This window comes from Streptomyces sp. NPDC020884, from assembly GCF_044333935.1.
Classification (GTDB): domain Bacteria; phylum Actinomycetota; class Actinomycetes; order Streptomycetales; family Streptomycetaceae; genus Streptomyces.
In genome coordinates this window covers 220,800-239,570 of the sequence record NZ_JBIRRY010000008.1, presented here as the reverse complement: position 1 = coordinate 239,570, position 18,771 = coordinate 220,800, and the positions used below count along the sequence as shown (strand labels likewise).

The 18,771-nt window shown below is 73.8% G+C and carries 17 protein-coding genes and 1 pseudogene; 15 read left to right on the top strand and 3 right to left on the bottom strand.

Translation table 11 applies throughout. From position 1 onward, the window contains the following. Window positions 1-48 precede the first annotated feature (48 nt). Window positions 49-759: a helical backbone metal receptor gene (locus tag ACH4UK_RS24685; RefSeq protein WP_398359600.1), complete on the top strand. Its 711-nt coding sequence runs from the start codon at window positions 49-51 to the stop codon at window positions 757-759. Here the strand turns inward: ACH4UK_RS24685 and ACH4UK_RS24680 are convergent. Further along, entirely contained in the window at window positions 698-1,885 is a 1,188-nt protein-coding gene (locus ACH4UK_RS24680; protein WP_398359598.1) for a TDT family transporter, read from the bottom strand. The two genes, ACH4UK_RS24685 and ACH4UK_RS24680, sit on opposite strands and share 62 nt — an antisense overlap. Before the next feature lie 70 nt (window positions 1,886-1,955). Between ACH4UK_RS24680 and ACH4UK_RS24675 the strand changes: the two genes are divergently transcribed. Beyond that, a complete protein-coding gene (locus ACH4UK_RS24675; protein ID WP_398359597.1) occupies window positions 1,956-2,888 on the top strand; it encodes a LysR family transcriptional regulator in 933 nt (310 codons plus the stop codon). 58 nt (window positions 2,889-2,946) lie between these two features. Then, window positions 2,947-3,909, top strand: coding sequence for a DUF2510 domain-containing protein (locus ACH4UK_RS24670; protein ID WP_398359595.1), 963 nt, complete (start codon window positions 2,947-2,949; stop codon window positions 3,907-3,909). Between the two features lie 78 nt (window positions 3,910-3,987). Here ACH4UK_RS24670 and ACH4UK_RS24665 read toward each other — a convergent pair whose 3' ends face one another. Next, window positions 3,988-5,190, bottom strand: coding sequence for an amino acid deaminase/aldolase (locus tag ACH4UK_RS24665; protein ID WP_398359594.1), 1,203 nt, complete (start codon window positions 5,188-5,190; stop codon window positions 3,988-3,990). Window positions 5,191-6,168: 978 nt separating this feature from the next. Here ACH4UK_RS24665 and ACH4UK_RS24660 point away from each other — a divergent pair. The 5 genes and pseudogenes from ACH4UK_RS24660 to ACH4UK_RS24640 all read left to right on the top strand — a co-directional run bounded on the left by ACH4UK_RS24660 (window position 6,169) and on the right by ACH4UK_RS24640 (window position 10,086). After that, window positions 6,169-7,104 (top strand): hypothetical protein, encoded by a 936-nt coding sequence (locus ACH4UK_RS24660; RefSeq protein WP_398359592.1) that lies wholly within the window; start codon window positions 6,169-6,171, stop codon window positions 7,102-7,104. Beyond that, a complete protein-coding gene (gene mycP, locus ACH4UK_RS24655) occupies window positions 7,101-8,282 on the top strand; it encodes a type VII secretion-associated serine protease mycosin (RefSeq protein ID WP_398359590.1) in 1,182 nt (393 codons plus the stop codon). The genes ACH4UK_RS24660 and mycP overlap by 4 nt, the downstream gene beginning before the upstream one ends. A 63-nt stretch (window positions 8,283-8,345) precedes the next feature. Continuing rightward, a pseudogene (locus ACH4UK_RS24650) lies at window positions 8,346-8,479 on the top strand (TetR family transcriptional regulator); the annotation flags it as partial. Between the two features lie 59 nt (window positions 8,480-8,538). Beyond that, on the top strand, window positions 8,539-9,267 hold the full coding sequence (locus ACH4UK_RS24645) for an SseB family protein (RefSeq protein WP_398359588.1): 729 nt from the start codon (window positions 8,539-8,541) through the stop codon (window positions 9,265-9,267). 105 nt (window positions 9,268-9,372) lie between these two features. Beyond that, window positions 9,373-10,086 carry an MIP family channel protein gene (locus ACH4UK_RS24640; RefSeq protein ID WP_398359586.1) on the top strand — a complete coding sequence of 238 codons (714 nt, stop codon included), beginning with the start codon at window positions 9,373-9,375 and terminating at the stop codon, window positions 10,084-10,086. 84 nt (window positions 10,087-10,170) lie between these two features. On the opposite strand, the gene ACH4UK_RS24635 is transcribed toward ACH4UK_RS24640, so the two are convergent. Continuing rightward, a complete protein-coding gene (locus tag ACH4UK_RS24635; protein WP_010057174.1) occupies window positions 10,171-10,533 on the bottom strand; it encodes a DUF1844 domain-containing protein in 363 nt (120 codons plus the stop codon). 346 nt (window positions 10,534-10,879) lie between these two features. On the opposite strand from ACH4UK_RS24635, the gene infC reads away from it, so the two are divergent. From infC to pheT, 7 genes are all read left to right on the top strand, one after another. Next, window positions 10,880-11,596, top strand: a complete 717-nt coding sequence (infC, locus tag ACH4UK_RS24630; RefSeq protein ID WP_398359940.1) for a translation initiation factor IF-3 — start codon at window positions 10,880-10,882, stop codon at window positions 11,594-11,596. Window positions 11,597-11,717: 121 nt separating this feature from the next. After that, entirely contained in the window at window positions 11,718-11,912 is a 195-nt protein-coding gene (gene rpmI, locus ACH4UK_RS24625) for a 50S ribosomal protein L35 (protein WP_003970213.1), read from the top strand. Window positions 11,913-12,019: 107 nt separating this feature from the next. Continuing rightward, a complete protein-coding gene (gene rplT, locus ACH4UK_RS24620) occupies window positions 12,020-12,403 on the top strand; it encodes a 50S ribosomal protein L20 (RefSeq protein ID WP_073737428.1) in 384 nt (127 codons plus the stop codon). A 129-nt stretch (window positions 12,404-12,532) separates the two neighbouring features. Next, a complete protein-coding gene (locus ACH4UK_RS24615) occupies window positions 12,533-13,378 on the top strand; it encodes a TrmH family RNA methyltransferase (RefSeq protein ID WP_398359584.1) in 846 nt (281 codons plus the stop codon). Between the two features lie 173 nt (window positions 13,379-13,551). Next, window positions 13,552-14,709, top strand: a complete 1,158-nt coding sequence (locus tag ACH4UK_RS24610) for an ATP-binding protein (RefSeq protein ID WP_398359582.1) — start codon at window positions 13,552-13,554, stop codon at window positions 14,707-14,709. Between the two features lie 116 nt (window positions 14,710-14,825). Next, the gene (gene pheS, locus ACH4UK_RS24605; RefSeq protein WP_398359581.1) at window positions 14,826-15,965 is read left to right on the top strand and encodes a phenylalanine--tRNA ligase subunit alpha; all 1,140 of its coding nucleotides are present in this window, start codon (window positions 14,826-14,828) and stop codon (window positions 15,963-15,965) included. After that, entirely contained in the window at window positions 15,965-18,478 is a 2,514-nt protein-coding gene (gene pheT, locus ACH4UK_RS24600; protein ID WP_398359579.1) for a phenylalanine--tRNA ligase subunit beta, read from the top strand. Before pheS ends, pheT begins: the two co-directional genes overlap by 1 nt. Window positions 18,479-18,771: the final 293 nt, after the last annotated feature.

Below are 18,771 nucleotides of genomic sequence, written 5' to 3'. Positions count from 1 at the left end.
GTCCCTCGGCTCCTTCCCGAAAGGCCGTCCCCTCCCGAAAGGCTGTCCGTGCGCGTCGTCTCGCTGGTTCCCTCGCTCACCGAGGCCGTCGCCGTCACCGCACCCGGACTGCTCGTCGGCGTCACCGACTGGTGCACCCACCCCGCGGATCTCACCGCCGCCCGGATCGGCGGCACGAAGAACCCGGACGTGGCCGCGATCGCCGCCCTCGCCCCCGACCTCGTGATCGCCAACGAGGAGGAGAACCGCGCCCCCGACCTGGACGCACTGCGGGCCGCCGGGCTCGACATCCTGGTCACCGATATCCGCACCCTGGACCAGGCCCTCGCCGAACTGCACCGGGTCCTGGTCACCGGCTGCGGGCTCGCCCGGCCCCGCTGGCTGGACGAGGCCGAGGCCGCCTGGGCCGCCCTGCCCGCACCCTCCGGGAGCCCGCGCCCCGCCGTCGTACCCATCTGGCGCAGGCCCTGGATGGTGCTGGGCCACGACACCTTCGCCGGCGACCTCCTCGCCCGCCTCGGGATCCGCAACGTGTACGCGGACCACGCCGAGCGCTACCCGCGCATCCCCCTCGGCGAGCTGAACGCCTCCGGGGCCGAGTTGGTCGTGCTGCCCGACGAGCCCTACCGGTTCACCGCGGACGACGGGCCCGAGGCCTTTCCCGCGCTGCCCGCCGCGCTCGTCGACGGGCGGCTGCTCACCTGGTACGGGCCGTCGCTGGCCGAGGCGGCACGGGCGCTGCCGTCAGCGCTCCGCTGAGCACCCCGCGCGCCGTCCGCGTGCCGGCCGCCGCCCAGGCCGCGACCAGGAGCACGTACAGCGCCACCGCCAGCCAGGTCAGCGCGTCCAGCCCGGTGTGCCGCGCCAGACCCGCCGCCCCCGTCACACACGTACCGACGGGGAAGGTGAACGCCCACCAGGTCATCGCGAACCCCATCCCGTCCCGCGCTGCCCGCACCACCATCGCGGTCACCAGGGCCAGCCACAGCAGCGCGAAGCCCATCACCGGCACCCCGTACAGCACGGCGAAGGCGCCGAACGCCGAGGCGTAAGGAGCCCCGACCGCGCCCGGAGCCGCGTCGGCCAGCTGGTTCACGGCGGTCGTCGACTGCCCGAGCGGCCCCAGCACCAGAAACAGCGTCGGGGTCAGCGCGAGCGGCAGCGGGCCGTGGTGGACCAGCCGGGAGAAGACCAGCGGCAGCACCACCAGGGTGGCCAGCAGCGACAGACCGAACATCGCGTAGCAGGCCAGCAGCAGCGCCTCACGCCCCTGCCCGGCCCCCAGGTGCGGCACCAGCAGCGCGCCCTGCGAGGCCGACACCATCGGCGCGACCAGTGGCAGCAGCCAGACCGGCGACGCGGTGCCCGGCGCGGGGCGGTGGCGCACCACCATCAGATACGGCACCACGACCGCGGCGGCCAGCCCCACCGCCGTGCCCGCCACGAACAGCACCACGTCCACCGCGAGCGCCGCCCGCGCGCCCACCACGTCCCCGCCCACCGTCAGGGTGGCCCCGCCGACGGCCAGCAGGGCCATCGACAGACAGCCGTAGAACGGGGCGACCGCCGGGTCCATCAGATGGGCGCGGGCCTGGTCGCGATGGCAGATCCAGTGCCCGGCCCGCGCGGTGAGGACGGCCAGGAGCAGCACGGCCGACAGCGCCCACACGAGGATGCAGGCGGCGCGCAGACCGGGAACGCCCGCCGGGAGCGCGGCGCCGGCGCTCGCGACGATCGCGGTGCCCATGACGCTCGCGTACCAGTTCGGGCCGATGTGCCGCAGGGACGGCAGTCGCTCCGGGCCGTCGGACGCCCCCACCGGCCGGGGGGACAGGGCGACCGGGGGCGACGGGGGAGCGGTCCGGGTCTGCGGAAAGATGGCCATGCCACGATTCTTCGCGGCCCGGCCCCCGCCCACCAGGGACCCCGCTCCTATGAGGCCATAAGCTGGCTTGATGACCGGCGAAGCACAGCAGCCCCCCATCCTTCTCTCCCACCGGGTCCCGGACCTCGGAGCGCTGGAACTGCTGCTCGCCGTCGCCCGGCACGGCAGCCTCGGGCGGGCCGCGCGGGACGTCGGCATCACCCAGCCCGCCGCCTCCAGCCGCGTCCGGTCCATGGAGCGGCAGCTCGGCGTCGCCCTGCTGGACCGGTCCCCGCGCGGCTCCCGGCTCACCGACGCGGGCGCCCTGGTCACCGACTGGGCGCGCCGGATCGTCGAAGCGGCGGAGGCCTTCGACGCGGGCGCCCAGGCGCTGCGCGACCGCCGCGACTCCCGGCTGCGGGTCGCCGCCAGCATGACGATCGCCGAATACCTGCTGCCGGGCTGGCTGATCGCCCTGCGCGGGGAACGGCCGGACACCGCGGTCTCGCTGCTCGTCGGCAACTCCGCGTCCGTCGCCCGCCGCCTGGTCACCGGCGAGGCCGACCTCGGCTTCGTCGAGGGCCTGTCGATACCGGAGGGCCTGGACGGCACCGTCATCGCCCACGACCGGCTGGTCGTCGTGGTCGCCCCCAGCCATCCCTGGGCCCGCCGCCGCACCCCGTTGCTGCCCGGTGAGCTCGCCGCCACCCCGCTGATCCTGCGTGAACACGGCTCCGGCACCCGCCAGGTCCTGGACGCCGCGCTGGCCGTGCACGGCGGCCTGGCCCAGCCGCTGCTGGAACTCTCCTCCACCACGGCGGCCAAGAGCGCGGCCGAGAGCGGCGCGGGCCCCTGCGTCCTGAGCGAACTGGCCCTCGGCGAGGAGCTGTCGTCCCGTCGCCTCGTCAAGGTCCCCGTCGCGGGGGTACGGCTGCGCCGCCAATTGCGCGCCGTCTGGCCCTCCGGCCACCGTCCCACCGGACCGGCCCGCGATCTGCTGTCCCTGACCGGCCAGAACTCCTGACCCCGAGAAGGCCGGGAACCCCGGCGACCGTGTCGGAGCCGGACTCTAGAGTGTGAGCATGAGTTACGCGACGCCGCCCGGCTGGTATCCGGACACGGGCGCACCCGGCACCGAACGCTGGTGGGACGGCGCGGCCTGGACCGCGCACACCCGCCCGCTCGCCGCCGCCCACGCCGCACCGCAACAGCCGCCCGCACCGGGGGCGTTCGGCCCGCCGACACCTCTGTCGCACCAGCGCGACCCCCGGGGCGAGGCCGGGGGCGGCAACCGGACGAAGGTCCTGGCGATCACGCTCTCCGGGGCCCTGGTCGTGGGCGCGGCCGTCACCGGCGCGGTGCTGCTGGGCCGCGACGAAGGCGGTACGCCGGCGGCCCCCAGGACGGCCGTCTCGTCCCCCGCCGCGACCTCCTCCACCCCCACGGCCACCGCCTCCTCCGCCGCGCCCGCCCCGGACGAGGACCCCACGGTCCTCGTCGACCAGCTCAACGGAATCACCCTGCCGGTGCCCGAGGGCTGGGAGAAGCCGGAGAACACCTCCGACGACGCCTCCACCATCCGCACCGAACAGTCCTACGACTGCCCCGGCGCCGCGTCGTTCTGCTACCACGGCACGGTCACCACCCGCACCGCCCGGGGCGGCGAGACCGCGGCGAAGGCGCTGGCCGAGACCGACATCGTCACCGCGGCCGACGCGGCCTTCGAGGAGGACAGCATCGGCCGGCGCACCCACGGCGGCATCAGGTCCCACCGGGTGCTCAAGGCGCAGGAGCTGACCGTCGCCGGACGCACCGGCTACCTGGTGCGCTGGCAGGTCACCACGGGCAAGGGCCCCGGCGGGTACGTGCAGTCCCTCGTCTTCCCCTCCTCGGTGGGCACCGGGACCCCGGTGATCGTCCGCTTCGCCTTCGACGCCGACGTCCCCGAGCTGCCGCTCTCCCTGATGGACACCATCACCCGGGGCATCCGCCCGCTCGGCGACAGCGCGACGAGCGGCGGCGTGGGCGCGTCCATCGGCCCCTGAGCGGGTTCCCGGGGCCGGGGCGGGGCCGGGTTCCCGGGGCCGGGGCGGGGCCGGGTTCCCGGGGCTGGGGCGCGCGGGTCAGAGGAAGGTGCGTCCCTCGCCCCGATAGGTCGGAACACTCGCCGTGACCCGGTCGCCCTCGATCAGGTGCAGGGCGTCGAAGCGCTCGCACAGCTCCCCGGCCTTGGCGTGCCGGAACCACACCTTGTCGCCGATCAGCAGGTCGTCGGCGGGGGAGCCCAGCAGCGGCGTCTGCACCTCGCCGGCGCCCTCCTGCGCGTCGTAGCGCAGCCCTTCGGGCAGATACGGCACCGGCGAGCGGTCCGCGCCGGCCGCGCCGGACGCCGGATAGCCGCCCCCGAGCACCGTCACCACGCCCACGCCCGGCCGCCGCACCACGGGCTGGGCGAACAGCGCCGCGGGGCGTCCGGTGAACGACGTGTAGTTGTCGAACAGCCGGGGCACGTACAGCCCCGAACCGGCCGCGATCTCCGTCACCGCGGCCTCGGCAGCGGTGTGCTGCACGCTGCCCGTCCCACCGCCGTTCACGAACTCCAGGTCCGGCACGACCGCCCGGACCGCCCGCACGACTTCGGCCCGGCGCACCGCCAGCTCCTTGCGGGCCGCCGCCTGCATCAGCCGGATCGCCCGGGACCGCAGCGGCCGCCCCGCCAGTGCGTCGCCGACCCCGGCGACATGACCCTCGTACGCCATCAGCCCCACCAGCCGGAAGCCCGGCCGCCGGTTCACCGAGCGGGCCAGCTCGGCCAGCTGGGCGGGGGACCGCAGCGGCGAGCGCAGCGCCCCGATCCGCACCCGGCCGCCCAGCATCCGCAGCGAGGTGTCCAGCTCCAGGCAGACCCGGATCTCCTCCCGCCCGCCCGCCCGGGAGGCGTCGATCAGCTCCAGCTGGGCGTGGTCGTCGACCATCACTGTCACGGCCGCGGCGAGCTTCGGATCGGCGGCCAGCTCGGCGAAGGCGGCCCGGTCTGCCGAGGGGTAGGCCAGCAGGACGTCGTCGAACCCGGCCCGCGCCAGCCACAGCGACTCCGCCAGCGTGTACGACATGATCCCGGCGAACCCGGGGCGCGCGAGCACCCGCTCGAGCAGGGCCCGGCACCGCACCGACTTGCTCGCCACCCGGACCGGCTTCCCGGCCGCCCGCCGCACCAGATCGTCGGCGTTGGCGTCGAACGCGTCCAGATCGACGATGGCGATCGGGGCGTCGAGATGGGCGGTGGCCCGGTTGTACCGGGTCCGGTCAGCGGCGCGGGCAGTCATGGCCGCAGCTTGCCAGAGAGCCGCTACGGCTGGGTAGGGGGACGATCAGGACAGATCCTCCCGCGCCCGGGGCGTCCCGTTCCCCGCCGCTCGCCCGCAGCCCGTAGAGTGACGTGCACGCGAGCACCAACGGGCCTGTCAGCGGCGGTGATCCGTGGTCGGTACGAGGACGTGTAAGCAGGGGGCCGGATGAGTACCGAAGCGCAGCGCGCCCCTGTGCCGCCCCGCCCGACCACCCCTCCCACGCCCCAGGCCCCCGCGCCGCAGCCCCCCGAGTCCGCCCCCCAGGCCCCGGCCCAGCAGCCCTCGCCGCACGGCCCGGCTGCACCGATCCCGCAGACCCCGCCGATCCACTCCGCTGCACCGGCTCCGCTGGACCCGAAGGCCCCGCCGGCCCGCTTCACTCTGGCGGCCCGTGCGGTCCCACCGGCTCGTCCGGCACCTTCGGCACCTTCGGCACCTTCGGTTCAGCAGGCCGCACCGGCCCAGCAGGCCGCACCGGTCCGTCCGGGCGCACCGACCCCGGAGGCCGCACCGGCTGCTCCCGCCCGGGTGGCCCCGCAGGCTGCACCGACCGCCTCTGCCCGAGTGGCCCCGCAGGTAGCGCAGGACCCATCGGCCCAGCAGGCCGCACCGAACTCGCAGGCCCCACAGGCCGCACCGGCTGCTCCCGCCAGGGTCGCCCCGCAGGCCTCGCAGGCCGCACCCACCGCCGCCCGGGTGGCCCCGCATGTCCCGCAGCCCGCATCGACCCCTGCGCAGGCCGTACCGGGCCGTCCGGCTGCACCGAACCCGCAGCCCACACCGGGCCGTCCGACAGGACCGGCTCCGCAGGCAGCGTCGGCCCCATCGGCCCGGCAGTCCGCACCGACCCCGCAGCCCGCACCCCCCGGCCCAGCCCGGGTCGCCCCCCAGCCCACCCCCGCCCCGCCCGTCCAGCGGCCCGCCCCCGCGCCCGCACCGCCCTCCGCGAGCCCCATGCGCGCGGACCCGCCCCCCGGTCCGCAGCCCGTCACCCGGCGCAGGCCCGTCGGGGCCGTCGATCTGACGCCCGCGCCGGGAGCCGTCCCGCCGCCCCCCGGGCACTACCGGGCGCCGGTCCGGTACAGCCATCCGGAGACCCCCGCCGAGACCACGACCCGGCTGCGGCCGGTCCGGCCCCGGCAGCGGTGGCGCACCGCTGCGGCCGCCGTCTGCGGGGTGCTCGGCCTCGGGCTGATCGGCGGGGCGGCCACCGGAGCCTGGCTGACCGGCGACTCCTCGGCCGAGACCACCCGGACCCCGTACACCACCGCGCGCAGCGCCTGGCACAGCGTCCCCGTCGACACGCTGTTCCCGCGCACCCTCCCGGGCAAGGGCGCGGGCCCCGGCGGCTCCCACCGGACCTGGACCCGGATCGCGGTCGCCGCCGACAGCACCTGCACCGACGGACTCGACCCGCTGCTCCTGACCACGCTCCGGTCCGTCGGCTGCGAGCGGCTGGTGCGCGCCACCTACACCGACGCCACCCGCTCCACCGTCACCACCGTCGGCCTGGTCTTCACCGAGGCCGACGCCCCGTCCATGCAGGCCCTGCGCACCCGTTTCACCGAGCAGAAGCTCGCCGCGCGCAAGGACCTCATGCCCCGTACGTACGCTCCCGAGGGCACACCCGCGGCCTCCTTCGGCGTCCGGCAGCGCGCCAGCTGGACGGTCAACCCGCTCACCGAAATCCCGGTCGTTGTCCTCGCCGTGTCCGGCTTCGCGGACGGCCGTACCGTCGCCGACCCGCAGCCCGCGGCCGACGCCATGGCGTCGGGCGCCACGACGGACATCGCCCAGGCCGGGCTCGGCCACGAGGCGAAGGGCATCGCGGACCGGGTGGAGCGCGGGCTGCGCACGACCGTCGCCGAACTCACGGAGCAGCCCGGATGACCCGACGACCCCACCGCGTCCTCACCGCGGTCTGCGCCGCCGCAGTCCTGGCCCTCGCCCCCGTCGCACCCGCCCACGCGGACGCCATCCGCGACCAGCAGTGGGCCCTGGAGGCCCTGCACACGGACCGGGCCTGGGAGACCACCCGGGGACAGGGTGTGACCGTCGCCGTCCTGGACACCGGGGTCGACGACGCCCACCCCGACCTGACGGGCCAGGTGCTTCCCGGCAAGGATCTCGTGGGCTTCGGCGCGGCTCGCGGTGACTCCTCCTGGGCCCTGCACGGCACGGCGATGGCCGGCATCATCGCCGGTCGCGGCAACGGCCCCGGGCGCGCCGACGGCATCCTCGGCATCGCCCCCGAGGCCCGGATCCTGCCGGTCCGGGTGATCCTGGAGTCCAAGGACCCGGCCCGCGCCGAGGCCCGCAAGTCCCGCGGCACCGCCCTCGCCGACGGCATCCGCTGGGCCGCCGACAACGGCGCCGACGTCATCAACCTCTCCCTGGGCGACGACAGCAAGTCCGCCCACCCCGACCCCGGCGAGGACGCGGCCATCCAGTACGCCCTGTCCAAGGGCGTGCCCGTGGTCGCCTCGGCCGGCAACGGCGGCGAGAAGGGGGACCGGATCTCCTACCCCGCCGCCTACCCCGGAGTGATCGCGGTCGCCGCCGTCGACGAGTACGGCACCCACGCCTCGTTCTCCACCCGCCGCTGGTACGCCACCGTCAGCGCCCCCGGCGTCGACATCGTGGTCGCCAACCCGGACGGGCACTACTACATCGAGTGGGGCACCTCGGCCGCCGCCGCGTTCGTCTCCGGCGCGGTCGCCCTGGTCCGTGCCGCCCACCCCGGCCTCGGCCCGGCCCAGATCAAGAAGCTCCTCGCCGACACGGCCCGCGACGCCCCCGCGCCCGGCCGCGACGACGCCCGCGGCTACGGCATCGTCGACCCGGCGGAGGCCATCGAGGCGGGCTCCCGGCTGCGCCCGGCGGACCTGGACGCCAAGGCCGCCCCGGCGGGACACCGGGGGCGGTACTTCGGCGAGGGCCCTGCCCCCACCCGTAAGGACAGCGGGACGGCCAACTGGGCCGCCCCGCTCGCCGGCGGCTTCGGCGCGGCGCTGCTGGCCGTCGCCGTCGTCCTGTGGCGCGGCAGGAACGCCCCCGGCCGCCGCTGAACGCGCCCCGCCCGCACCACCTCACCGGGCCACCCCGGGCACCGCGCTCCTGCGGTCGCGCGGGGCCGGACCCTCATGCTGCTGCACGAAGGGGCCCTGGTCGCCCACGGACTGAAGGACTGAAGGTCTTCCCGGACCCCGTCGCCCACGCCCGCGACGAGGCGCTCGCCCTGCTCGCCGCGGCGACGGAGCGCTGAGGTCCGGGTCCCGCCCACCTGCGGGCAAGCCGCGAGGGGCCAGGCACTACCCTCGTCCCGTGGAGCTCAAGAACATTCCGGACCCCGGTTTCTCCGACGACGACGGCTCGGCGTCCCCCGCCCTGACCCGGGCACTGGACGCCTGGTCCCGGGACCGGAGCGCCGTCGGCCCGGTCCTCGCGGCTCTGCGGGACGCCCGGCTCCTGGTCCCCGTCGTCGCCGTCCTCGGCGAGGTCGAGGAGGACGAGAAGGGGCTCCGGCGCGAGAAGACCAGCGACATGGCCGTCCCCACCCTCCGGGCCGGCGACCGGTGCGCGCTCCCCGCCTTCACCTCGACCGCCTCGCTCGCGCTCTGGGACCCCGAGGCGCGCCCCGTCGCCGTACCGCTGCACCAGGCACTCGCGGCCGCCGCCCACGAGAAGGCCGACACCGTGGTGCTGGACCTCGCCGGGCCCGTGGCCTTCGAGCTGAGCGGGCAGGCGTTGCTGGCGCTGGCCGAGAACCGCGTCAGCATCGACCCGCTCCAGGACCCCGCGGTCATCGACGCCGTACGGGAGACCGTGGCCGCCGACCCCGCCGTGGTCCGCGCCCATCTCGGGCCCGGCAGCGCGGACGGCACCCTCGCGCTCGTCCTCGCCCCGGACGCGGTGCCCGCCGAGGCGGCCCGCCGCATCGCCCGTGCGCTCTCGGCCAGCGAGGTGCTGCGGGCCCGGCTGGTGAGCGGCCTGGACCTGGCTCTCCTGCCCGCCGGTACGGCCACGCCGGGGGAGCCTCTCTTCGCCCGCTGACCAGCGGTCGGTCCGGCCCGACGAGCGCGAAGCGCCCGCCGCCGTGAGAATTGTCGGGGAAATCGGAGGAATCCGACCAACCGGACGACATCGCGAGGTGGTTCCATGCAGAAGCGGATCGTGGCGTCAGAGTTCCTCGGCACCCTGCTGCTGGTGTTCTTCGCCGTGGGGTCCGCGGTGGTCGCCGTCGAGTACCTCGGCACGGTGGGCATCGCCCTCACCTTCGGCTTCACCCTCCTCGCGCTCGCCTACGCGCTGGGACCGATCTCCGGCTGCCATGTGAACCCGGCGGTGACGCTGGGCATGCTGATGGCCGGCCGGATCGACCTCCGCAGCGCCGTGGAGCGCTGGGTGGCCCAGTTCCTCGGCGCGATCGTCGGCGCGGCCCTGCTGTTCCTGCTGGCCAAGCAGATCCCCGGGCTCGAGACCAGCGGCGAGTTCGGCACCAACGGCTACGGCGACCGGTCGGCGGTCGGCATCAACATCGGCGGAGCCTTCCTCGCCGAGGTGGTGCTCACGTTCCTGCTCGTCTACGTGGTCCTCGCGGTGACCCACAAAGTGGCGGTCACCGGCTTCGACGGGCTGCCCATCGGCCTGGCGCTCGCCGCGATCCACCTGGTGGGCATCCCGCTGACCGGCACCTCGGTCAACCCGGCGCGCAGCTTCGGCCCGGCGCTCTTCGCGGGCGGCGCGGCCCTCTCCCAGCTCTGGCTGTTCATCGTCGCGCCCCTGGTCGGCGGAGTGATCGCCGCCTACGCCCACCGGCTCACCCACCCCTACCCCAACATCCTGCCCGTGGAGACCGAGGACGCCGTCTGAGAACCGCCGCTTCCCCCGCACACGCGGGAGCCCGCCGCCCCACGGGGGGACGGCGGGCTCCCGGGCGTACGGGGGAGGGGGCGGCTAGCCGTAGACCGGCCCGGTGTACTTCTCGCCGGGGCCATGGCCGGGCTCGTCCGGCACCAGCGAGGCCTCGCGGAAGGCGAGCTGGAGGGACTTGAGACCGTCGCGCAGCGGCGAGGCGTGGAAGGTGCTGATCTCCGTGGCGCTCGCGTCCAGCAGTCCGGCCAGTGCCTGGACCAGCTTGCGGGCCTCGTCGAGGTCCTTGTGCTGCTCGCCCTCCTCGGTGAGTCCGAGCTTCACGGCGGCTGCGCTCATCAGGTTGACGGCGACCGTCACGATCACCTCGACCGCGGGGACCTCCGCGATGTCGCGGGCCATGTCGTCGAAGCCGGGGTTCTCACTGCTGGGGGTCGCGTCACTCATGCCCACACGATAAGGCCAGGCCATCGGCCTCCCGCGCGCGGGAGGCGCTTCGGGGTCCCGAAGGAGACACGTGATTAGCGCACGCGTACACGGGGTGCTAGCCTCGTGTAACGACCGGCCGGACATCTATGTGCCCGGCCCACAAGTGGAGGCTCCGATCTCCCACCTGGCTGTCCTCATCGGACGGCGGGTCACCGGTCAGACGGTCCCCATCGTTCCGTACGGACGATGGAACCGTCCGATGCGCCCCGCGGTTGACCGCGGCGGTGCTCCGGTAGTTCCTGGAGCCTCGCCTGTGTCCCGTCCGGGGCATTTTTGTGCTTCCGGCGCGGTTGGTCTTGACGTTATAAGACGTTACGCGGCTGTCCGCCAGGCGGCCACGTGGTGCTACCGAGGAGGATCCATCAGCGCCGAGCCCCGCATCAACGACCGGATTCGCGTTCCCGAGGTCCGACTTGTCGGTCCCAGCGGTGAGCAGGTCGGGATTGTTCCGCTTGCCAAGGCCCTGGAACTCGCACAGGAGTATGACCTCGACCTGGTCGAGGTGGCGGCGACAGCCCGTCCGCCCGTGTGCAAGCTCATGGACTACGGGAAGTTCAAGTACGAGTCGGCCATGAAGGCCCGTGAGGCGCGCAAGAACCAGGCGCACACGGTCATCAAGGAGATGAAGCTCCGGCCGAAGATCGACCCGCACGACTATGACACCAAGAAGGGTCACGTCGTCCGGTTCCTCAAGCAGGGCGACAAGGTCAAGATCACGATCATGTTCCGTGGTCGTGAGCAGTCCCGCCCGGAGCTGGGCTTCCGACTGCTCCAGCGTCTGGCTTCGGACGTCGAGGACCTCGGCTTCATCGAGTCCAACCCGAAGCAGGACGGCCGGAACATGATCATGGTTCTGGGCCCGCACAAGAAGAAGACCGAAGCCATGGCCGAAGCCCGTGAGGCCCAGGCCGCCCGCAAGGCCGAGCGTCAGGGCACGACCGACGCCGCGTCCGAGGGTGACACCGCAGAGGCTCCGGCCGAAGCGGTCGAGGCTCCGGCCGAGACACCTTCCGAGGCGTGACCTTCGGGGGTCGCCATCCAGGCGCCCCCGGGTCATCCCGGAATCCCATAGAGATCTGACGCCCCTGCAGTCCGGTGCCCCGCACCGTGAGGGGCGCCACTGACGAGGAGAGAACGGCGCGATGCCGAAGAACAAGACGCACAGCGGTGCCAGCAAGCGCTTCAAGATCACCGGCTCCGGCAAGGTGCTTCGCGAGAGGGCCGGCAAGCGCCACCTGCTCGAGCACAAGTCGTCCAAGAAGACCCGCTCGCTGACCGGCACGGTCGTCGTGGCTCCGGCCGACGCCAAGAAGATCAAGAAGCTTCTCGGCAAGTGAGGTTCGGCCTCCGGATCGCTCCGGAGGCACGACCTCGATCACACCGGGACCAATTCGTTTCCGGGCCGTGTGAAGACACCCACGGCCCCGCTACAAGGAGTTAACAAGTGGCACGCGTCAAGCGGGCAGTCAACGCCCACAAGAAGCGCCGGGCAATCCTCGAAGCCGCCAGCGGCTACCGCGGTCAGCGCTCGCGTCTGTACCGCAAGGCCAAGGAGCAGGTCACCCACTCCCTGGTCTACAACTACAACGACCGCAAGAAGCGCAAGGGCGACTTCCGTCAGCTGTGGATCCAGCGCATCAACGCCGCTGCCCGCCAGAACGGCATGACGTACAACCGCCTCATCCAGGGTCTGAAGGCCGCCAACATCGAGGTGGACCGCAAGATCCTGGCCGAGCTCGCGGTCAACGACGCCAACGCGTTCGCCACCCTCGTCGAGGTCGCTCAGAAGGCCCTCCCGAGCGATGTCAACGCCCCGAAGGCCGCCTGATCCAGGCACCACCTTCCAGGTACGCGAACCGGACCCGCAGGCGCACGCCGCCTGCGGGTCCGGTGCGTTGATCCGCCGACGCCCCACCCCCACCGCCACAGCCGTACGCAGAGAGGCTCGCCGCCGACCATGGGCACCCCCGAACTGATCTCCCCGCGTTCCCCCCGTGTCGCCGCCGCCCGCCGGCTGGCCAGACGGAACTTCCGCGGCAAGGAGCGCAGGTTCATCGCCGAGGGGCCGCAGGCCGTGCGGGAGGCCGCCGCCCACCGGGGAGGCGACGGGGAGCCGACCCTCATCGAGCTGTTCGCCACCCCCGAGGCCGCCGACCGGTACGCCGACATCGTCGAGGCCGCCCACGCGGCGGGCGCCCGGGTGCACCTGGCCGACAACGACGTCCTCGCCGACGTGTCGCAGACCGTCACCCCGCAGGGCCTCATCGGCGTCTGCCGCTTCCTGGACAGCCCGTTCCAGGAGATCCTCGACGCCAAGCCCACGCTGGTGGCCGTTCTGGCCAATGTCCGCGACCCCGGGAACGCCGGTACGGTACTGCGCTGCGCGGACGCCGCCGGTGCGGACGCCGTGGTCCTCACCGACGCCTCGGTCGACCTCTACAACCCCAAGTCCGTACGGGCCTCGGTCGGTTCGCTCTACCACCTGCCCGTCGCCGTCGGCGTCCCCGTGGAACAGGCCGTGCAGGGCCTGCGCGACGCCGGGGTGCGCATCCTCGCCGCCGACGGGGCCGGGGCGGACGACCTGGACGACGAGCTGGACGCGGGCACCATGGGCGGCCCCACCGCCTGGGTCTTCGGCAACGAGGCCTGGGGGCTGCCCGAGGAGACCCGCGCGCTCGCCGACGCCGTCGTCCGCGTCCCCATCCACGGCAGGGCCGAGAGCCTCAACCTCGCCACCGCCGCCGCCGTCTGCCTCTACGCGTCGGCCCGCGCGCAGCGCCCGCGGCGCGCCCCCGCCGCGTAACCCTCACGTCGTCCGGCGGTCCGTCACCGAACGGTCCCGGCCATTCCCGTACGGTGTCCACCGGCGCACTCCCACCGCGCGCCCCCACAGGGTGTCGCCCGTTCACCGCCGCCTAGTAGGGTGACGAACTCGGGGGCCCACTGCACCGGTTCGAGAGGTGGAGATACGGGAATATGGCTGTCGGCATGAGCTCGCCGCGACCGGCGCACACCACCGCCCCGCGCACTGCGGGCGAGGGACCGGGCGGGGCAGCGGCCGGTCCGGACGGCCTCGGCGCGGGCATCGACCCGGACGACCTTCCCGACGGTCTCGTCGTCGCCGACGAGAGCGGGCACGTCATCTGCTTCAACGCCGCCGCCGCCCGCATCACCGCCACCCCCAGCGCCGACGCGATCGGCCGCCCCCTGGAAGCCGCCCTCCCGCTGGAGGACCTCAAGGGCAAGCGCTGGTGGACGCTCACCGACCCGTACGGCGGACTCGCCACCCGGGGCGGCCAGCCCGAGCGCAACCTGCTGCTGCCCGGCGGCCGCGAAGTCCTCGTCTCCGCCCGCTATGTCCGCGAGCGGCCCAAGGGGCCGGTGCGCCGGGTGGTCGTGTCCCTGCGCGGCACCGAGGCCCGCCGGCGCACCGAACGCAGCCACGCCGAGCTGATCGCCACCGTCGCCCACGAGCTGCGCTCCCCGCTGACCTCGGTCAAAGGGTTCACCGCCACCCTGCTCGCGAAGTGGGAGCGGTTCACCGACGACCAGAAGCGGCTGATGCTGGAGACCGTCGACGCCGACGCCGGGCGGGTCACCCGGCTCATCGCCGAGCTGCTCGACATCTCCCGGATCGACTCCGGCCGCCTGGAGCTGCGCCGCCAGCCGGTCGACGTCTCCGCCGCCGTGGCACGGCACATCCAGGCGCTCATCACCGGCGGCCAGGCCGCCGAGCGCTTCCTCGTCCGCACCCGGGGGCCGCTGCCCGACCTGTGGGCCGACCCCGACAAGGTCGACCAGGTCCTTGGCAACCTCCTGGAAAACGCGGTGCGCCACGGCGAGGGAACCGTCACCATTGAGATCGCCCCGGCACCCGCGCCGGGGACGAGCGACGCGATGGGAACGGCTGTCACCGTGAGCGACGAAGGCCCCGGCATTCCCGAGGAGTCGATGGGCCGTGTCTTCACCCGCTTCTGGCGGGGGAGCAAGCGCGGCGGCACGGGCCTGGGCCTCTACATCGTCAAGGGCATCGTCGAGGCGCACGGCGGCACGATCACTGTCGACCGGGGACCCGGCGGCGGAGCCGAGTTCCGATTTATTCTGCCCGTGAGCATGCCCGCCTACCTGGTGTGAGCAGCCCGCGGGCTCCCCGACCGTCCTGCGGCCTTTAGACTCGACCTTTGGCACCTTTGCGTCCTGCGGTCGTCGAGCCGGGTCGCGCCACCAGCCAATCGGAAGCACGGGAAGAGATGTCGGCACCGAACAAGTCGTACGACCCAGTCGAGGTCGAGGCACTGAAACCGGAAGAGATCGAGCGCCTGCGGGACGAGGCGTTCGCCGCCTTCGCCGCCGCCGGCGACCTCGACGCGCTCGCCCAGGCGAAGACCGCGCACACCGGAGGCGCCTCGCCGCTGTCCCTCGCCAACCGCGAGATCGGCGCCCTGCCCCCGCAGGCCAAGGCCGAGGCGGGCAAGCGCGTGGGCCAGGCCCGCGGCGCCGTCTCCAAGGCGCTGGCCGCCCGCCAGGCGGAGCTGGAGGCCGAGCGGGACACCCGGGTGCTCGTCGAGGAGGCCGTGGACGTCACGCTGCCCTACGACCGCGTCCCGGCCGGCGCCCGCCACCCCCTGACGACCATCATGGAGCGCGTCGCGGACGTCTTCGTGGCCATGGGCTACGAGATCGCCGAGGGCCCCGAGGTCGAGGCGGAGTGGTTCAACTTCGACGCCCTGAACTTCGTGCCCGACCACCCGGCCCGCCAGATGCAGGACACCTTCTTCGTCCGGGGTACCACCCCCGACGGCAAGGCGACCGAGGGTGACGAGTCCGGCGTCGTGCTGCGTACGCACACCTCGCCGGTCCAGGCCCGCTCCCTGCTGGAGCGCAAGCCCCCCGTCTACGTGGTCTGCCCCGGCCGGGTCTACCGCACCGACGAGCTGGACGCCACGCACACCCCGGTCTTCCACCAGATCGAGCTGCTCGCCGTCGACGAGGGCCTCACCATGGCCGACCTCAAGGGCACCCTCGACCACATGGTCCAGGCGCTCTTCGGGCCGGACATGAAGACCCGGCTGCGGCCGAACTTCTTCCCGTTCACCGAGCCGTCCGCCGAGATGGACATGGTCTGTTACGTCTGCCGCGGCGAGTCCGTCGGCAACCCGGACCGCCCCTGCCGCACCTGCGGCAGCGAGGGCTGGATCGAGCTCGGCGGCTGCGGCATGGTCAACCCCAAGGTGCTCACCGCCTGCGGCGTCGACCCCCAGAAGTACAGCGGATTCGCCTTCGGGTTCGGCATCGAACGGATGCTGATGTTCCGCCACAACGTCGAAGACATGCGAGACATGGTCGAGGGCGACGTCCGGTTCACCCGGCCGTTCGGGATGGAGATCTGATGCGCGTCCCGCTTTCCTGGCTGCGGGAGTACGTCGACCTGCCGGCGACGGAGACCGGCCGTGACGTACAGGCCAAGCTCGTCTCCGTCGGCCTCGAGGTCGAGACCGTCGAGCAGATCGGCGCGGGCCTCAAGGGCCCCCTGGTCGTCGGCAAGGTCCTGACCATCGAGGAGCTGGAGGGGTTCAAGAAGCCCATCCGCTTCTGCACGGTCGACGTCGGCACCGCCAACGGAACCGGCGAACCGCAGGAGATCGTCTGCGGCGCCCGTAACTTCTCGGTCGGCGACAAGGTCGTCGTGGTCCTCCCGGGCGCGGTCCTGCCCGGCGACTTCGCGATCGCCGCCCGCAAGACGTACGGCAAGACCTCGCACGGCATGATCTGCTCCACCGACGAGCTCGGCATGGGCGACGACGGCACGCACGGCATCATCGTGCTGCCGCCGGAGCACGAGGTCGGCACCGACGCGATCGAGCTGCTCCAGCTCGTCGACGAGGTCCTCGACATCGCCGTCACCCCGGACCGGGGCTACTGCCTGTCGATGCGCGGGGTCGCCCGCGAGACCGCCATCGCCTACGGGCTGCCGCTGCGCGACCCGGCGCTCCTGGACGTGCCCGCGCCGAACGCGTACGGCTACCCGGTCGAGATCTCGGAGCCCTCGCGCTGCGACCGCTTCACCGCGCGCACCGTCACCGGTCTCCAGCCCGAGGCCCGCTCCCCGATCTGGATGCAGCGCCGGCTGCAGAAGGCCGGGATGCGGCCGATCTCGCTGGCCGTCGACATCACGAACTACGTGATGCTGGAGCTCGGCCAGCCGCTGCACGCCTACGACCGCACCCGGGTCGACGGGCCGATCGGCGTGCGCCGCGCCACCCAGGGCGAGAAGCTCACCACGCTGGACGGCACCGTGCGCGTGCTGGACGCCGAGGACCTGGTCATCACCGACAACCGCGGGCCGATCGGCCTCGCGGGCGTCATGGGCGGCGCCAACACCGAGATCGCCGACGCGGACGGCGAGAGCGCCCTCACCACCGAGGTCGTCATCGAGGCCGCGCACTTCGACGCGATCTCGATCGCCCGCACCGCGCGCCGCCACAAGCTGTCCTCCGAGGCGTCCAAGCGCTTCGAGCGCGGCGTCGACCCGCAGGCCGCCGCCGCTGCCGCGCAGCGCACGGTCGACCTGCTGGTCCTCCTCGCGGGCGGCACCGCCGAGGCCGGGGTCACCGAGATCACCGCCCCGTCCGCGCCGCGCACCATCGCGATGCCGGCGAACCACCCGGACAGGGTGGCCGGTGTGGACTACGGCCGCGAGACCGTCGTCCGCCGCCTCCAGCAGGTCGGCTGCGACGTCTACGGGCAGGACGAGCTGATCGTCACCGTCCCGTCCTGGCGGCCCGACCTCAACGAGCCGAACGACCTGGCCGAAGAGGTCATCCGGCTGGAGGGCTACGAGAACCTGCCCTCCACGCTGCCGACGCCCCCCTCCGGCCGCGGTCTCACCGACCGCCAGCGGCTGCACCGCCGCATCGGCCGGGTGCTGGCCGGAGCCGGTTACGTCGAGGCGCTGAACTACCCGTTCATCGGCGACGCGGTCCTGGACCAGCTCGGCCTGGAGGCGGACGACGCGCGCCGCCGCACGGTCACGCTGGTCAACCCGATCTCCGACGAGGAGCCGGCGCTGCGCACCACGCTGCTGCCGGGACTCCTCGGCGCACTGCGGCGCAACGACGGCCGTGGCAGCCACGACCTGGCACTCTTCGAGACCGGTCTCGTCTTCAGGCCCACCGGTGCGGAGACCCACGCCGTCCGGCTGCCCGTCGACCGCCGGCCCACCGACGAGGAGATCGCCGCTCTGGACGCGGCCCTGCCGCGCCAGCCGCGCCGTGCCGCCGTCGTCCTCGCGGGCGCCCGCGAGCAGTCCGGCTGGTGGGGCAAGGGCACCCCGGCGACCTGGGCGGACGCCGTCGAGGCGGCCCGCTCGATCGCCGCCGAGGCCGGCGTCGAGGTCACCGTCCGCGCCGACCAGCACGCCCCGTGGCACCCGGGCCGCTGCGCCGGGCTGTACGTCAGCGTGAACGGCGAGGAGACCCTCTTCGGACACGCGGGCGAACTGCACCCGCGCGTGATCAAGGCGCTCCACCTGCCCGAGCGGACCTGCGCCGCGGAGGTCGAGCTCGACGTCCTGGAGCAGGCCGTCGACGGAGCGCTCCAGGCGCCGCGGATCTCCACCTTCCCGGTGGCGACCCAGGACGTCGCGCTCGTCGTCGCCGGGGACGTCCCGGCCGCCGACGTGGAGCGGGCGCTGCGCGAGGGCGCGGGTGAACTCCTCGAATCGCTGCGGCTGTTCGACGTCTTCACCGGCGAGCAGATCGGCGGGGGCAACAAGTCCCTGGCGTACGCGCTGCGCTTCCGCGCCGCCGACCGCACGCTGACCGTCGAGGAGGCCTCGGCCGCCCGCGACAGCGCGGTGGCCCTGGCCGCCGAGCGCACGGGCGCGGTGCTGCGCGGGGCGTAGTACCCCGGGGAGACATGGAGAAGGGGCGTATCCGGCCACCGGATACGCCCCTTCTCCTTCTCCCGCCGAGCGGCGGAGGGACCACACGCCGGATCCGGAGCGGGAACCGGGAGGAACGCGGTTCCGGCCTCCGTTCCGCAGCCACCCTCCTTCGTCGTCGGTCAGTGGGCCGTGTGGTCCGGGCGCCGTCCGCGCTGCCTCGGAGTGTCGGGCAGGTCAGCAGTGCGGACGGCGCGGGTGCGGGTCGTGGGCCATGACGAGGGGGAGCCGACGACCCGGGCCGCCTCTTGCGA

Excerpts from the sequence above, each read along its gene's own strand:
- ACH4UK_RS24615 (WP_398359584.1), top strand. The coding sequence starts at position 12,533 with ATGGGCACCCCCGAACTGATCTCCCCGCGTTCCCCCCGTGTCGCCGCC.
- mycP (WP_398359590.1), top strand. The coding sequence starts at position 7,101 with ATGACCCGACGACCCCACCGCGTCCTCACCGCGGTCTGCGCCGCCGCA.
- ACH4UK_RS24680 (WP_398359598.1), bottom strand. The coding sequence starts at position 1,885 with ATGGCCATCTTTCCGCAGACCCGGACCGCTCCCCCGTCGCCCCCGGTC.
- ACH4UK_RS24640 (WP_398359586.1), top strand. The coding sequence starts at position 9,373 with ATGCAGAAGCGGATCGTGGCGTCAGAGTTCCTCGGCACCCTGCTGCTG.
- ACH4UK_RS24660 (WP_398359592.1), top strand. The coding sequence starts at position 6,169 with ATGCGCGCGGACCCGCCCCCCGGTCCGCAGCCCGTCACCCGGCGCAGG.
- pheS (WP_398359581.1), top strand. The coding sequence starts at position 14,826 with ATGTCGGCACCGAACAAGTCGTACGACCCAGTCGAGGTCGAGGCACTG.
- ACH4UK_RS24670 (WP_398359595.1), top strand. The coding sequence starts at position 2,947 with ATGAGTTACGCGACGCCGCCCGGCTGGTATCCGGACACGGGCGCACCC.
- pheT (WP_398359579.1), top strand. The coding sequence starts at position 15,965 with ATGCGCGTCCCGCTTTCCTGGCTGCGGGAGTACGTCGACCTGCCGGCG.
- rpmI (WP_003970213.1), top strand. The coding sequence starts at position 11,718 with ATGCCGAAGAACAAGACGCACAGCGGTGCCAGCAAGCGCTTCAAGATC.
- ACH4UK_RS24675 (WP_398359597.1), top strand. The coding sequence starts at position 1,956 with ATGACCGGCGAAGCACAGCAGCCCCCCATCCTTCTCTCCCACCGGGTC.
- ACH4UK_RS24610 (WP_398359582.1), top strand. The coding sequence starts at position 13,552 with ATGGCTGTCGGCATGAGCTCGCCGCGACCGGCGCACACCACCGCCCCG.
- ACH4UK_RS24635 (WP_010057174.1), bottom strand. The coding sequence starts at position 10,533 with ATGAGTGACGCGACCCCCAGCAGTGAGAACCCCGGCTTCGACGACATG.
- ACH4UK_RS24665 (WP_398359594.1), bottom strand. The coding sequence starts at position 5,190 with ATGACTGCCCGCGCCGCTGACCGGACCCGGTACAACCGGGCCACCGCC.